This is a genomic window from Anabaena sp. UHCC 0253, assembly GCF_009712085.1.
In the GTDB taxonomy this organism is placed as follows: domain Bacteria; phylum Cyanobacteriota; class Cyanobacteriia; order Cyanobacteriales; family Nostocaceae; genus Dolichospermum.
Genome location: NZ_VILD01000004.1, coordinates 48,382 through 62,271, shown reverse-complemented (window position 1 = coordinate 62,271; position 13,890 = coordinate 48,382). Strand labels below are relative to the sequence as shown.

General features: G+C 33.7%; 14 protein-coding genes and 1 pseudogene. 9 read left to right on the top strand and 6 right to left on the bottom strand.

What is annotated here, in order from left to right; all coding sequences use genetic code 11:
• Positions 1-79: 79 nt before the first annotated feature.
• The 4 genes from FJR38_RS12155 (at position 80) to FJR38_RS12140 (ending at position 3,764) form a co-directional block, all read left to right on the top strand.
• Positions 80-859 carry a pentapeptide repeat-containing protein gene (locus tag FJR38_RS12155; RefSeq protein WP_168497794.1) on the top strand — a complete coding sequence of 260 codons (780 nt, stop codon included), beginning with the start codon at positions 80-82 and terminating at the stop codon, positions 857-859.
• Positions 860-876: 17 nt separating this feature from the next.
• On the top strand, positions 877-2,232 hold the full coding sequence (locus tag FJR38_RS12150; protein ID WP_168497796.1) for an AAA family ATPase: 1,356 nt from the start codon (positions 877-879) through the stop codon (positions 2,230-2,232).
• Positions 2,229-2,972 (top strand): retron system putative HNH endonuclease, encoded by a 744-nt coding sequence (locus FJR38_RS12145; RefSeq protein ID WP_168497798.1) that lies wholly within the window; start codon positions 2,229-2,231, stop codon positions 2,970-2,972. Before FJR38_RS12150 ends, FJR38_RS12145 begins: the two co-directional genes overlap by 4 nt.
• Before the next feature lie 168 nt (positions 2,973-3,140).
• Positions 3,141-3,764 (top strand): 4Fe-4S single cluster domain-containing protein, encoded by a 624-nt coding sequence (locus FJR38_RS12140; protein ID WP_168497800.1) that lies wholly within the window; start codon positions 3,141-3,143, stop codon positions 3,762-3,764.
• Between the two features lie 321 nt (positions 3,765-4,085).
• On the opposite strand, the gene FJR38_RS12135 is transcribed toward FJR38_RS12140, so the two are convergent.
• Together FJR38_RS12135 and FJR38_RS12130 are read right to left on the bottom strand one after the other, a co-directional pair.
• On the bottom strand, positions 4,086-5,516 hold the full coding sequence (locus FJR38_RS12135) for a tetratricopeptide repeat protein (RefSeq protein ID WP_168497802.1): 1,431 nt from the start codon (positions 5,514-5,516) through the stop codon (positions 4,086-4,088).
• A gap of 10 nt (positions 5,517-5,526) precedes the next feature.
• Positions 5,527-6,903 carry an ATP-binding protein gene (locus FJR38_RS12130; RefSeq protein ID WP_168497804.1) on the bottom strand — a complete coding sequence of 459 codons (1,377 nt, stop codon included), beginning with the start codon at positions 6,901-6,903 and terminating at the stop codon, positions 5,527-5,529.
• A gap of 363 nt (positions 6,904-7,266) precedes the next feature.
• Here FJR38_RS12130 and FJR38_RS12125 point away from each other — a divergent pair, with 363 nt between their 5' ends.
• The 4 genes from FJR38_RS12125 (at position 7,267) to FJR38_RS12110 (ending at position 10,529) form a co-directional block, all read left to right on the top strand.
• Entirely contained in the window at positions 7,267-7,761 is a 495-nt protein-coding gene (locus FJR38_RS12125) for a PA14 domain-containing protein (protein WP_168497806.1), read from the top strand.
• Entirely contained in the window at positions 7,736-9,754 is a 2,019-nt protein-coding gene (locus FJR38_RS12120; RefSeq protein WP_168497808.1) for an N-acetylmuramoyl-L-alanine amidase, read from the top strand. The genes FJR38_RS12125 and FJR38_RS12120 overlap by 26 nt, the downstream gene beginning before the upstream one ends.
• Positions 9,755-10,122: 368 nt before the next feature.
• Complete coding sequence (locus FJR38_RS12115; RefSeq protein WP_168497810.1) at positions 10,123-10,326, top strand: type II toxin-antitoxin system HicB family antitoxin; 204 nt, start codon at positions 10,123-10,125, stop codon at positions 10,324-10,326.
• Positions 10,323-10,529, top strand: coding sequence for a type II toxin-antitoxin system HicA family toxin (locus FJR38_RS12110; RefSeq protein ID WP_168537301.1), 207 nt, complete (start codon positions 10,323-10,325; stop codon positions 10,527-10,529). The genes FJR38_RS12115 and FJR38_RS12110 overlap by 4 nt, the downstream gene beginning before the upstream one ends.
• A 109-nt stretch (positions 10,530-10,638) precedes the next feature.
• On the opposite strand, the gene FJR38_RS12105 is transcribed toward FJR38_RS12110, so the two are convergent.
• Both FJR38_RS12105 and FJR38_RS12100 read right to left on the bottom strand, forming a co-directional pair.
• Positions 10,639-10,959: a type II toxin-antitoxin system RelE/ParE family toxin gene (locus FJR38_RS12105; RefSeq protein ID WP_168497813.1), complete on the bottom strand. Its 321-nt coding sequence runs from the start codon at positions 10,957-10,959 to the stop codon at positions 10,639-10,641.
• 5 nt (positions 10,960-10,964) lie between these two features.
• Positions 10,965-11,213 carry a type II toxin-antitoxin system ParD family antitoxin gene (locus FJR38_RS12100; RefSeq protein ID WP_168537299.1) on the bottom strand — a complete coding sequence of 83 codons (249 nt, stop codon included), beginning with the start codon at positions 11,211-11,213 and terminating at the stop codon, positions 10,965-10,967.
• 277 nt (positions 11,214-11,490) lie between these two features.
• Between FJR38_RS12100 and FJR38_RS12095 the strand changes: the two genes are divergently transcribed.
• A complete protein-coding gene (locus FJR38_RS12095) occupies positions 11,491-12,729 on the top strand; it encodes a hypothetical protein (RefSeq protein WP_168537297.1) in 1,239 nt (412 codons plus the stop codon).
• Between the two features lie 13 nt (positions 12,730-12,742).
• Here FJR38_RS12095 and FJR38_RS12090 read toward each other — a convergent pair whose 3' ends face one another.
• The gene (locus tag FJR38_RS12090) at positions 12,743-13,612 is read right to left on the bottom strand and encodes a nuclease A inhibitor family protein (RefSeq protein WP_168537295.1); all 870 of its coding nucleotides are present in this window, start codon (positions 13,610-13,612) and stop codon (positions 12,743-12,745) included.
• 26 nt (positions 13,613-13,638) lie between these two features.
• A pseudogene (locus FJR38_RS12085) lies at positions 13,639-13,890 on the bottom strand (molybdate ABC transporter permease subunit); the annotation flags it as partial.

Genomic DNA, 13,890 nt, shown 5'->3' with positions numbered 1-13,890 from the left:
CTTATCAAATTATCGAATTTGACGCACCTTACAAGAAATATTAAGTGTGAAACTTGCGTAAGTCCTAAAGGAGCAAAAAATGGCAAATCAACAACATCTCAATTTACTGCGAGCAGGTGCAGTTACTTGGATAGAATGGAGAAACAAAAATCCCCAAATTGAAATTGATCTTAGCAGCGCCAATCTACTAGGAGAAAACCTCCGGGGCGCAAATCTCCAAGGGGTAAACTTAAACAAAGTCAACTTAGCTCACGCGTTATTAGTAAGAACTAATTTTAGTTATGCTAATCTCAGTAATGCTATTTTTTACCAAGCTAAATTAATTGAAGCTAACTTGAGTAAAGCTAACTTGAGTATTGCTAATTTGAGTGGTGCAATCTTGATACAAGCAGATTTAAGTTATGGTAATTTTATTGGTGCTGATTTGAGTGCAGCAAATTTACAAAATGCTGTAATTACTGATGCCAATTTAATTGGTACAGATTTACAAAATGCTAATTTAAAAGATGCTGATTTAGCAGCAGCCCAACTTATTCGCAGTAATCTAGGTTTTGCAAATTTAATTGCAGCAAATTTAATTACCGCTAATTTAAGTGAAGCGAATTTATATGAAGCCGAATTAATGACTGCTCAACTTTATCAAGCTAACCTACATAAAGCTAATTTAACGAAAGCTCATTTAGGAAGTGCCTTTTTATCTAAAGCCAATTTAACTCAAGCCAATTTAACGGAAGCTGATTTAAGTTGGGCTAATTTGAAAGGTGCGAATTTAGCAGGAGCAAATTTACAAGGTGCAAATCTTAGGGGTGCAAATCTTCAGGGAGCAAATCTAAAAGGGACGATTTTGGAAAGTGATTAAGTAAGGAAAATAAATCAATGCACATTCAAAAAGTCATTATCAAAAACTTTCGCTGCTTTGAGCATTTGGAAGTTAATTTAGATCCCGACATCAATATTTTTGTTGGCAATAATGGATCAGGTAAGAGTGCGTTATTGGATGGCATTGCTGCGGCAATGTATCCTTATGTTACTGAAATTCAAAGAATTGTAGATAATGTAACAGAAGTATTCCCTATTTTTCAACAAGATTTACCAGTTAAAAAAAATGGCAGTAAAAAAATAAATCAATCAGAATTTATTGTATCAGCTACGAGTTTACCAGATTGGAAAATTATCTACAAAGATCCGCCTATTAAAAATGGTCATGAAGATGATAATAAAAGAATAATAAGATTACCTCCCCACCTTTTATTGGAAAGTTCAGAAGCATTACAAGCAGGGACTCAACAACTATATCTTAAATTAGAAAATCAATGTAAAGCTATAAAAAATAATCAAAAATCTGAAATTTCAGTAATAGCGTATTATCAAGGTAATCGTAACCTAAATAATATTGTTGATATAAACAGTTATTCTAATCAATATTTAGATAGATTTGATGCTTTCACAAAAGCTTTTAATGCAACAGCTAACTTCACAGATTCAGCTAACTGGTTTTTTGTGCGAGAGTACGAAGAATTAAGAGAGGGTAAAAATCGCCGAGATATTAACTTTGAACTTCCTGATTTAAAGCAAATACGAAAAGCTATTTCTACTATTATCGCTCCTAATGCTCGCGTTTATTTTTCAGGTGCAACATCTGCAAAACTGATGGTTGAGTGGACAATGGAAACAGGAGAAAAAAGAGAACTTTTACTAAGCCAATTAAGTGCAGGTTATCGCAATATGTTAGCGTTGGTAATGGACTTTGCGCGACGTTTAGCTCAAGCAAATCCAGACATGGAAAACCCGTTAGCAGCAGAAGCTATTTTGATGATTGATGAGTTAGATTTGCATTTACATCCAACGTGGCAACAAAAGATTATTCCTGATTTAAAAAAGGTATTTCCCAACACTCAAATTATCGCCACTACTCACAGTCCCGAAGTTGTAACAACAGTTCAACAAAATCAGGTGAAGATATTAGAAGATTATCAAATAAAGGAATGTCCATCACCTACCAGGGGGATGAAAAGTTCAGATATTGTCAGATATGTTTTAGGGTTAAGTGATTTAAGACCAGATACGGAAGAATCAAGAACACTGACACAGCTTTTTGAAGCAATTGATAATGGTCAATTAGAAGAAGCAAAACGCCTTAAAAAAGAATTACAACACTGGGAATCTTTTGATCCAGATATGACTAGAGCAGATATGCAAATCCGCCGCTTAGAACGGAGGAATGCAGTATGAAAAATGTTCTTAAATCCCCAGAACCAGAGGAAATTAAAAACTATAAAAACCGATTTTCTTCTCAGTTTAAACGATGGAATGATTTAAAAAAGAATAAAGAAACTTTAAATGCAATTCGTGATGAATTAGCATCTGATCAAAAAGGACTTTGTGCTTATTGCGAAATGTCTATTCATGCAAAAAATCGTTCGGTGGAACACTTTATTCCTCGTAACCAATCAACAAAAGAAAATAATCATGATCTAGATTGGCAAAATATGCTTGCTATCTGTCTTCCTCCAGGTGGTGTAAAAGACGATGATTTGCAAAACTCAAACCTACCTCATAATTCACCATGTTGTGGCAAAAAGAAGGATGGTGATATCCCTGATAGCAGGTTATTAAATCCTCTCAATTTACCAACATTACGTTTATTTAAATTCAGTAGTAAGGATGGTGAAATTAGACCTGATAAAATCACTTGTTTAAAGGCTGGTATTCCTATAGAAAATGTTCAATTTACTATTGATACACTTGAACTTAATGTTCAAAGATTGAAGGATCAACGAATAGCTGTAATTGACGAAATGAATAAAGAACTTGATGATGAAACTATTGATATAAATGATTTAGAAGAGAAAATTGCAGCAGAATACTTTGGTTATGGTACAGATAATTGGCCTCGGTTTTTTACAACTATTCGCTGGATTTTAGGTGAAGGTGCGGAACGACATCTTCATAATATTTCTTATTCAGGTTAAGATTATACTTAATAAACGTATTTGGGTTTACTAAGTACAAAATGATCTCAGGTTAATTACACAAAATAGTCAAACTTTAAAAAAGCTTATATTTTCTTTCTTCACACCTTTCCATAGACTAGCTATATTAAAAGTTAATAGCAAAAGTTGAAAAGGAGTTGAAAAGAGATGGAAACTAAGCCCATGAACCCATCACTAGGACTCGCGGATATCCCCCCCGGCTACCTTAACATTATGGGTTATGTTGACCAATCAGAAGTGAATGGTCCCGGTTGTCGGGCTGTTGTTTGGGTACAAGGTTGTAACCGTGAATGTCCTGGTTGCTTTAATCCTGACTCCTGGGCATTTGAGATTAATGATTTAGTTGCTATTGATACCCTTGCTGAAAGTATTCTCAAAAACCCCAATAACACAGGTGTAACTTTTTCCGGTGGTGAACCATTTTGGCAAGCACCTGCATTAACAATTTTAGCAAAAAAGTTAAAAGCAGCGGGTTTAAATATCATGTCTTTTACTGGTTTCACACTCCAGCAATTACAATCTGATTCTGCACCTCCTGGCGCAAAAGAATTGTTAGCAGAATTAGATATTTTGATTGATGGTCCTTTTGTTAAATCTCTAGCAATTAATTCTCCTGATTCTCCCGTTTCTTCTAGTAATCAAAAAGTAAATATCTTTAACCCAGAATTTGCAGATAAAATCACTTGGGCTAGTGATCAAATTGAAGTCCATATTCTCAAAGACGGCAATCGCATTGTTACAGGTTATCAAGGTTTATTGGAATTGACTTAAGTAGGTAGGTGGCAAAACTTATAACTATGTCATTGCGAGTGGAACGGAGTGGAACGCAGCAATCCCAAGAGTTTTGGGTAATTTACAGTTCGTTACATAGTTGGGTTGATTAGCATCTACCTACTTAATTTTAGGGAGGCTTAAAAATCGAGATATAGCAGATTGTATGCAAGTGAGATACATGAGATATCTCCAGAAATTAAATATGCGTTATCCACAACCCTTGTAGAGAAGTTCCATGGAACGTCTCTACATTCTTTTTTGGAGATGTCTATTGGTGACAGGTAAGATATCTGCTAATATTATAACTTGTTAAAAATATTATTTTTTTCGCCAAAAAATCAGAGAATTACCAATTATTTGCATAGCTATTTTAAACGTTGTTTGTGCATTAGTACTTTTCCAAGGAGGATGTATCCAAAGGCTTTTTATTATTAACATCAATCCATAAATATAATTACCTTGATGCCAGTAATAATTTGCCAATCCTGCAAATACTATACCTAATAGTTCTGATGATTTTAGATTTGTGGCAATATTTAATGCTATTTGCAGATGTTCAAATCCTTCTGGCTGTTTTAAGCAAATATAACAGTATGCTAAATTGATTCTTACATAAACCTCTTGATATTTACCTGTCATTAAAATACTAATTTGTAAAGCTAATTTTAAATATTCTATTGCTAAAGAATACTGTTTTATTTGAGAATAAATAAATCCTAAATTTAATAACAGTCTTGATTTTTGACGTGGTTCTCCGCAAAAATCTATTATTTTTAAGGCTTTGTGATAATACTCAAGACTAATATCATATTCTTCTAAATTTGTGTAATATAGACCTAATCTGGATAAAGCCATACATTCCTGATATTTGTTTCCCTGTTCTAAACTTAGTTTGAGTTGTTGTTCAATAAAATTTAACCCTTTATCTGGTAATCCTAGTTGTGCATAAACTACACCAATGAATCCTAAAATATTGGTTTCCATTTCAACATCGTTCAGTATCTGCACAATTGATAAAGCTTGAGTAGCAAATTTTATGGCTTTATGGTACTCTAAACATCCTAAATATGCTGTAGCAATGCCAAATATAGCTGATGCTTCTTGTTTATTATCATTAATTTTTTGAGATATTTCTAACTGTTGTTGATAATGAAAAATTGATTCTTGATATTGTTCTAATTGCCATTCATAAATTCTCCCTAAACCTCCATGTGCTTGAGCCTTTGATAAATCATCATTAACTTGATCAGCAATAACTAATTGTTGTTGATAATAATAAATTGCTTCTTCAACTTTTCCTAAATAATCATAGGCTTTACCTAATCCATGAAATAGAAAACAATCACATTTTAAACCGAATTTATTTAATAACCTTTTATAAAAATTAACTTGTTCTTGATAATAACCCCAAATAAATAATTGTTCATGCAATACTTTATTACCACCAAAATAACTAGTATCAATAAATAGTATTTTAAATGCCTTTTCCCACTCTGCAAGTTCACAAAGATGATGAAACGCTTCTAAATAACCACGTACTTTATCTAAATTTGTGGCATTATCATCAGGAAAATAATCAGTCAACCAATTATCAATAGCTACCCAATGGGTAAATTCCCATGCAGAAAGGGTAGATAATTGAGATGAAGTGAGACTAATTTCTAAAGTCGAAATAGTAAGTTCTCCTGCTGTAGTAAAATCTAAACTATCAAGTGCTGTTTGATGAATTTTCAAATTTTCAAATTCCATATTTTTATCTCTAAATATAAGTTCTTAAATGTTCTAAAGCTGTACTGCGAATTAGATTATGTTGTCGTAAATCATTATTGATATTTTCTACCAAATAACGATCTATTAAAGCATCAAGAGCAATTTCTTGATCTTGAATATTTAACCCATATCTCAGCGATAAATTTTTAAACCAAAATCGTTTGGGTACAGCACGACGATATATTGAACCAAAACAGAGCAGTTTGTAAGCATTAGGAACATATTTTTCTAACCGTTGAAATGTGTTTTCAATTCTCTGTTTAACAATCTCTCTGAGTCTTTTACTATAACAATCTAATTTTAGATTATCGTTAATTGATTCTAATTCAATTTCTTTGTAAGCCTGTTCTATAGCTGCAATTTCATTTTTATATTCACACCAATATTTATTCACATCTCCAGAAAAAGGAGTATTAAGTATTTCTCCTGCAATAGTTTTTAAAGCTAATGGATGTCCTTCATAAGCTTTACCAATACGTAACAAATAATTGCCTATTTCTGAATTTTCTGTAAATCCTATTTCTTGTTTATGGAAAAATTCATATATTTCCACATCTGTAAAACCCTGAAGTAGTTGATGCTCACATAAAGAATTATAACTTATTAAAATATCTTCTAATGGAATAGGCATTTCTTGGGAAGTAATAATTATTTTACCTTGACAATTAGGAGCAGCCATAAAAGCGAGAAAAAACTTTTCCCACCATATATCTTTAAAATTACTCCAACCAGTATGTTGATCACCTTGTAAAGCAAATTCCAAAGAATCAATTAATAACACACATTCATGATTAGAGATATAATCAACTAACCAAATTATGATATTTTCTGGCTGATTAGTTTGTGATGGTAAAATAGCTTTTTGTAAATTAGCGATTATTTGTGTAGCCACACTAGCAAAATTAGGTTCTTGTTCACTAGTTTCAAAGGAAAAAGTTAATTGTTGATATTCCTTTGGAAATTTAGACATTAACTTATTTGCTAAAGCAGTTTTACCAGTACCAGTAATACCAGTTAATAAAAGTAATTTATGGGTTGTTTGTAAGTTATTAAGTAATTCGTTAACTATTTTATTACGTCCAACAAAACAACTTTCAGCGATATCTTCCCAGGGTAAATTTAAAACGTGACAATAAATTTTAAAGACTTGACTATCAATTGGTTTTTTACCACCTTGAAACCGTTTTAATGTTCCCTCAGAAATACCATTAGGATATTTTCCATCAAAAAATAAATCTTCTGGCCAGTCAGGATCAAGAATTTGACTTGCAGCTTTTAACCATTGAGGATCATTGTAAGTCCAACCGAGTGTTTCTCTTCTGGTTTTGATAATTTGTTTACCCTGTTCAGATGCTTTGAGTGTCATAGATGCCTTTACCCTAAATCTTGTTTTTTGTCAAGATCATGTTTTAAGTTTTATAACTGATCTTGAATCGTAATATCACTATCAGTAAAATTGAGGATACTTAGGTGAAAAGCTTAATTTTATTTACTTTTAGAGGATATTTCCAAAAGTGATAAATACCCCTAAATTCCTATTGATAAACAAGAGATAGAAAAGGCAATTTCTTTTCTTGATCAGGTTATAGGGATGTAAATAAAACTTTATGTTGCTAATAAATCATCTTAGTGTCTTTTCACGTGAGTATTTACACAAAAGCTAAATCTTCATATTTTTGGAGATTTTCTTGATTAAAAATTCATCTAACAATTTTTCAGGGTTAATATCATGAGTAGTTCAGAATTTCCATTATCTAATGCAACTAATCCATTAAATCAAGGTTTTGCTGTAAATCAAATTACTGATCCTACACTACTACCAAAAATTGGGGGAGAGCAAACAGGCAGTTCTAGTAATCTTTCTTCATCTTTACCTGTTGGTGCTGTTCATGGATTAACTGGCAGATACTATAATAATTACAATGATTTAGGGTTAATTCGTACTGATGCAACAGTAGATTTTAACTGGGGTAATGGTTCACCAGATGCAATTATTGGGAAAGACAATTTTAGGGTAGATTGGACAGGTTTAGTACAACCATTATATAGTGAAACATACAATTTCTATACTCAATCTGATGATGGTGTCAGACTGCGAATAAATGATCAATTACTAATTGATAAATGGCAAGATCAAAGTACCAGAGAATACAGTGGTTCTATTTTTTTAGAAGCTGGTAAATTCTATAATATTGATCTTGATTATCAACCACCAACAGATTGATGCGACTCAAAACAGTGCGGTTATAGAGTTTACAGTTCCATCTAGCTCAAATTATCAAATTCAAGTTACTAGCTCTAATCCAGACTCAATGGGTAGCTACACTCTCTCAACTGCATCAGTTGTTAATAGTGGTGGTGGGGGAACTGGTTCTATCTTATTCGGTACGGATGCAAGTGGTAATCAGTATTCAGCCTTTACTACCGCCAATGATTACTACGGTGTTTATGGCGTACCAACTAGCTCTGTTTACCGTGCAGGTAATGGATACATTCAAGAAATGCAAGGGCTAGATGGTTTTGGTAAGTATTACTTGATGTTAGAAGATGGGGCTAGTCGTGCCTTCCTACTCGGTGGTGATGCTCTCAATTACTACTTAAATAATGGTGGTGTGGGACGTTTTGGTTATCCTGTCAGTGAAGTAGTAGTTGATCCTAAAAATAACTTTTCTACTCAGTATTTCGAGAATGGTTCTCTGGTAATACACGATGGGGCTGTTTATGGTTATGATGGTCCCCCTCCCATTACAGGTACTCCAGTTTCAACTCCTAGCACTCAACCAATACAAACAGGTCAAGTTAATAACACAATCGGTCTGAATTTTAGAAGTCAGCCTTCTGAATCTGGGGATAATAAGCTGGGCGCACTTCCCTTTAATACAAAATTCACAATTATCCAGAAGGTTGATGGTGAATTTTATAATAATGGAAGTCGCAACGACTGGTATGAAATTGAGTATAACGGTAAGCGTGGTTATGTAGCTGCTGGTTATGTGGATATTGTAGGTACTGATAATCCTGTTGTCACCCAACCTACAGCACCTAACAATCAGCCAGACAGTTATATTAAGTTTAACAACACAGGTTTGGGACATTCATCTCAGGAAATTGCTAAACCTGGTGTAGTTGACTACAAATACTCCATGTATATCAATTACGAAGGTAGTGCTAGTGCTTGGGGAGTCTCCTCTGGTCAAACAGGTCAGTATAGATGGGCAAAAGCAGACAGCAATGCTAAAGGCTCTTGGGATTTAGTAGTTCAAAATGATAACGCTTCCATTGCAGCTATCCAAGTTTTTATACCTACAGGCAGTACAGCTGAGAAAGCGAAATATGAAATATATGATGCTGAAGGTAAGTTGAGACAAATAACAATTGTTAATCAAGCACAAAATGTAGGTAAATGGGTTGATCTTGATAGTTTCTTTGTAAATAAAGGAGATAAGGTTACAGTTGTACTTAAAGCTTCAGGGGAAAGTGGCAAAAAATTATCTTTTGATGATATGCGTTGGGTAGATGGTGCTGTTAAAGATTGGAATGATGGTAATAATGGCTATGGTAATGGTTATTATGATGAACCATCAAAAGCACAATTAATCACTGACTATTCTTATGTAGGACCGGGTACTGATCTAGATGTAGTTAAGGACTGGTCAAACTTCCAATTATCAATTGATAAAAGTTATAAAAGCCAGAATTATGAACCAAGACCGTCAGATGTCAAGATAGATATGATTGTTTACCATCATACAGGTTTTGAAGCTAATATAGCTATTGATAGGTTTACAAGTCCTATTCCCTTGATTAACAATGGTTTATCGGCTCATTATATAGTTGGTAATGAAGGCATTATCTATGAAATAGTAAATCCTGATGATAAAGCTTATCATGCAGGTGGAACATACAATAATATTGGGTTTAATAGTAGATCGATTGGCATTGAGATTGTCAATGCCAATGGCAATGAACATCCATACCACAAGGAGCAGTACCGCTCTTTACAACTTCTAACGCTCCACCTTCTCAAAAAATATCCAAGTATAAGGTTTTTGACAGGGCATCAGGATGTTGAAGAAGTGAGTGATAAAAAAAGTGGCAAAACTGATCCAGGCGAACTGTTTGACTGGAATGCAATTAAAATTGCTGCTGATCGCGCTCCTGATGCTAGTAGTAAAATTAGATATATAGGTAATCATGATCTATCCAAATTACTCTAATTTTTCTTTAGCTTTTCTTTGAATAATTGATAAAGCGATCGCTATTTGGAGGATGTGGGGGGAGCGATCGCCTTTTTGGGAATGTGAGGAGGTGCGATCGCTGTTGTGGGGGATGATGGGGTGCGATCGCCTGTTGTGTGGGGAGATGCGATCGCTTTTCTAAGAATATTAGAGAGCGATCGCTGTTTGAGAATGTGGTAGTGCGATCGCTGTTGTAGGGGTTATGGGAGAGCGATCGCTTGTTTGGGTATGATGGGATGCGATATCTTTTGGGAATGTGGAAAATGTGCGATCGCTCTCAATGGGGAAATTTTTGGAAGTTAATCTGTTAAAATTTCTTCAGGTAAACAACTGCAAATGTAAAAGCAATGAAAATCAAAGCCGTTATTTATCCTGCCCAAGAAGGTGGTTATTGGGCTGAAGTACCTGCTCTCCCAGGCTGTATAACAGAAGGAGATACAATGGAGGAGTTAATTAATAACCTTCAAGATGCCATACAAGGCTGGTTAGAAGTAGCGAATGAAATTCAACAACCAGATCCTATCTCACAAGTTATTGAAATTGCAGTATGAAATCAATTTCGGGGAAGAAACTATGTAAAATTGTTGAGAAAAAAGGCTGGATTCTCAAAAAAGTTACGGGCAGTCACCATATTTACGAAAAGCCCGATGATAGTAAAATTATCTCTATTCCTGTACATAGAAATCAAGATTTAAAGCTTGGCACTTTGAAATCAATAATGAAGATAGCTGAATTAGTGGAAGATGATTTGTAACAAGATTTCTGTGTCAAAAATACAGCAAGAGTAATTTTTAATAATCAAGAGCGATCGCCTTTCTACTGAGATGTGGAAGAGCGATCGCGCAAATAGCTAATAACTATAACTATTCTTCTTCTACTAAAATCTGTGAAATATCCCGTGCAGCATGAATTAACCTCACAATTTCAATATACTCATCCCCTTCTAAATAAAAAATTAGATGCTTTTCAAATCCTCTAACTCCCCACTTCCGCAAACCAACTAAACGCGGATTATTAACATTATAAACACTACCAATACCAGGTAGTTGTGCTAATTGTGAAAAAGTCTGCCTGGTAGCATCAAAAAAACTTAATGCTGCATCAAAATTACTCTGGGCAATATAAGCAAACTGTTCATCAAGGTCAACACTAGCCTTTGGTCTAATTACAATGCGTCTAGTCATTGCTATTATTTGCGGAGTCTCTCAAGAAGCTGAGTGCGTTTTTGTTCCCACCACTCATCCGTAATCTCAATCGCTTCACCGCTATCTAAGCCTTCTAATAGTAATGTTTCTAGTCGTACTTGTGCCACCCTTTCTAACTCTTGACGAATCAAATGTCGAATGTATTCACTTGTGGTACTATAGCCACCTTTTGCAACCTGTTCATTGATAAAATCCCGCATAGAATCGGGAAGAGAAATATTTACTGTAGTCATAGCTAATAAGTTTTTATATTTCTGATTCTTTGATTATGGCAAATATTGTCAATTTTTGTCAAATCTTTTGTAGGGATATGGGAATGTTAATACTGAGTCAATTCGTCAACAAGCATGGCGAAAAAATGTTAAATGATTTTATGTGATACAAATATTCTCATAGAGTTTTATAAGAATAACTATAGAGTTATCCATGAGCTTCGTCGTATTGGGTTAAATCAATTAAGTGTTAGTATGTATACAATTAATCAATGTCATAAAAATGGGGTAGCTTTTTATGCGAAAAGTTCTAGTTATCTTCTCTGCTTTACTAATCTTTTTATCAAGTCAATTAACATTACCTGCTTTTGCTGTAACTAATTCTCAGCAATTAACTACTAATCAAATTCAACAACTTTCAGAAATTAACTATAGTCTGCATACTCTCAATGATTTAGAATCTCGTGGTGTGATTAATAATGATATTGTTAAATCACAAGAAAAATATTATCTACAGCAAGCAGAAACTCTTGTTAATTCACCACTAATACCAACAGAAATCACTAATTTAGTAGATAAATATAACTGTAGTTCAACAAATCCAATTACAACATCTTGGCAGAGATTAACCGGATTTTTCAATTTTGTAAATATTATTTGGATAATTTCTACAATTATCTTGATAATTTCTATTGGTTGGTTAATGTCAATTTATATATTACCAATTCTTTTAGCTATACCTGCAACATTCTATGAATTTCTGGTTTATTTAGCTTGTCTTTTCTCAATTATCGGCGGACAAATTTTTGCAGAAGGAATTGGCGAATTTATTGCTTTACCTGGTTGTTTAGGTTTAATTGGAGCTTTGTTTTTGACTAATTATTTACATAAAGAGTCGCTTTATGCTTTTTATGAAAAAAACAAAGTTGATATTATCACTCTCCATGCCTCCATTCTATTTGTAATTTGGACGGGAGTAGCAATTATTTATCAAAGTGTAATCATTGCATTTTTGGCTATTTTGGCTTTAGAAACATTGTTAGGTTTTTCTGTATTAGTTGTCCCCCTTTGTTATTATATCGGTTTTCGAGAAAGAAAATTAGTTCCTGTAACTACAGCAGCATCATTTTTCCTGTTGGTATTTTACGTAGGTGTGAAATTATCAAATACTGACCTTGTTTACTTGAATATTTTCTCACCTGGGGCGTTATTTTTAGGTGCATTTGTTTACTTTATTGGCTTATTAATTCTCTCTTCTAAATTATATGGACATAATGATATTTCCCATTATTTATGGCTGCAATGTTTGACAGTAATTTCTGGAGTGTTGGCTATATTTGTTGGTTCAGTTTGGCAGATTTCCCAACTTAATGGAATTGGGGGAACATTCTTTTTTCTGTATTTGATTGAAAAATATTGGGAATTACCTTGGAACAAATCAAGCTGGGCTTGGGGAACTTTAGGTTTAGGAATTGTCCTTTACTTATCATCATTTGTAATGAAACAATATCCCCAATATTTTCTTTTTAGTGTTTAATAGTTTTGGTTATTTAGGACCATACAGCCATACTTACCACACCAGCAAAATTGCCATCTTCAGTTTCACCAATGGCGTAAATATTGTAGCAACAACTCATCCCAAATAAATAGGTGTGTACATTGCTTAAATTTGATTGCAGGAAAGCATCTAGGGCTTGAGTAGCTTCGATATATTCCTCTTCAAAATCGTCGTCAGAATCAGTTTCTGGAGTAAATTCTTGAAATGGAAAAGTTCTAGCAAATCCAATTGCGTCTAACAAATTATTAAACATTGATTTTCTGGTTTCTCCCAATCTCACAACAAAACCTGTACCGGTGAAACCTCCTAACATATTTGGTTCATAAAAATCTAAATCTGTTAATAGAGGTTCTAGTTGAGTAAATAATTCAAGATTTGTGGCTGTTTGTGGTTGATAAACTGGAAGTAATGGTTCTCCTATAACCATTTCACCGTTGCGGGTATATTCTTCAAAATCTGCGGGGATTTGAGGTGCAATACCAATCCATTCCCCCGATTTTGTTGTTCCGAAAATTATTTTAAAGGTATCTGCTGTGTCATGTAATGTTCTAATTTCTGCAACTTCTAAAAATGAAGTATTTTTTTTAACTAATTCTATTGCTATTTGATAGTTTTCGGTTTTTTGCCAAACACTCTCTAAATAATCATCTAAATTTGCACTTTTCATGATCTTTCCAGGATTTTCGTAAGATGAAAAATTAGAAATTTCTGATCTGAATAAGTTTTCTATGGTAAATTCTCCTTGAGTTTCCACTTCCCAAACAAAAGGATTGATAGGATAATCTGAATCACTCCAAGGAAATTCTAAATCTCTTGTTAGTTCTGCAAGTTTCTGTAAAAGTTTGACATTATTACTTTTCATGGATTTACCTAAATAAGGCTTATTGTTTACTCCATTAATAGTAACCGCAAAGGATCTAAATGTACATACCAAGGAAAAGATTGATCTTGAATATTAGCCCATTTTTCTTTATAAATTTCTCCTTGTAAATGGTAATCCTGGGGATGATTACCAACAGAATGTAGTTTGAGAAATACCGTCATTCTATGGGGTGTTTCACTGGTGCGGACTAAATAACAGGGAAATGTATTTACTTGATGAGGATCTTTTGTAAAAATTAAATGATGAGCGCGAATACC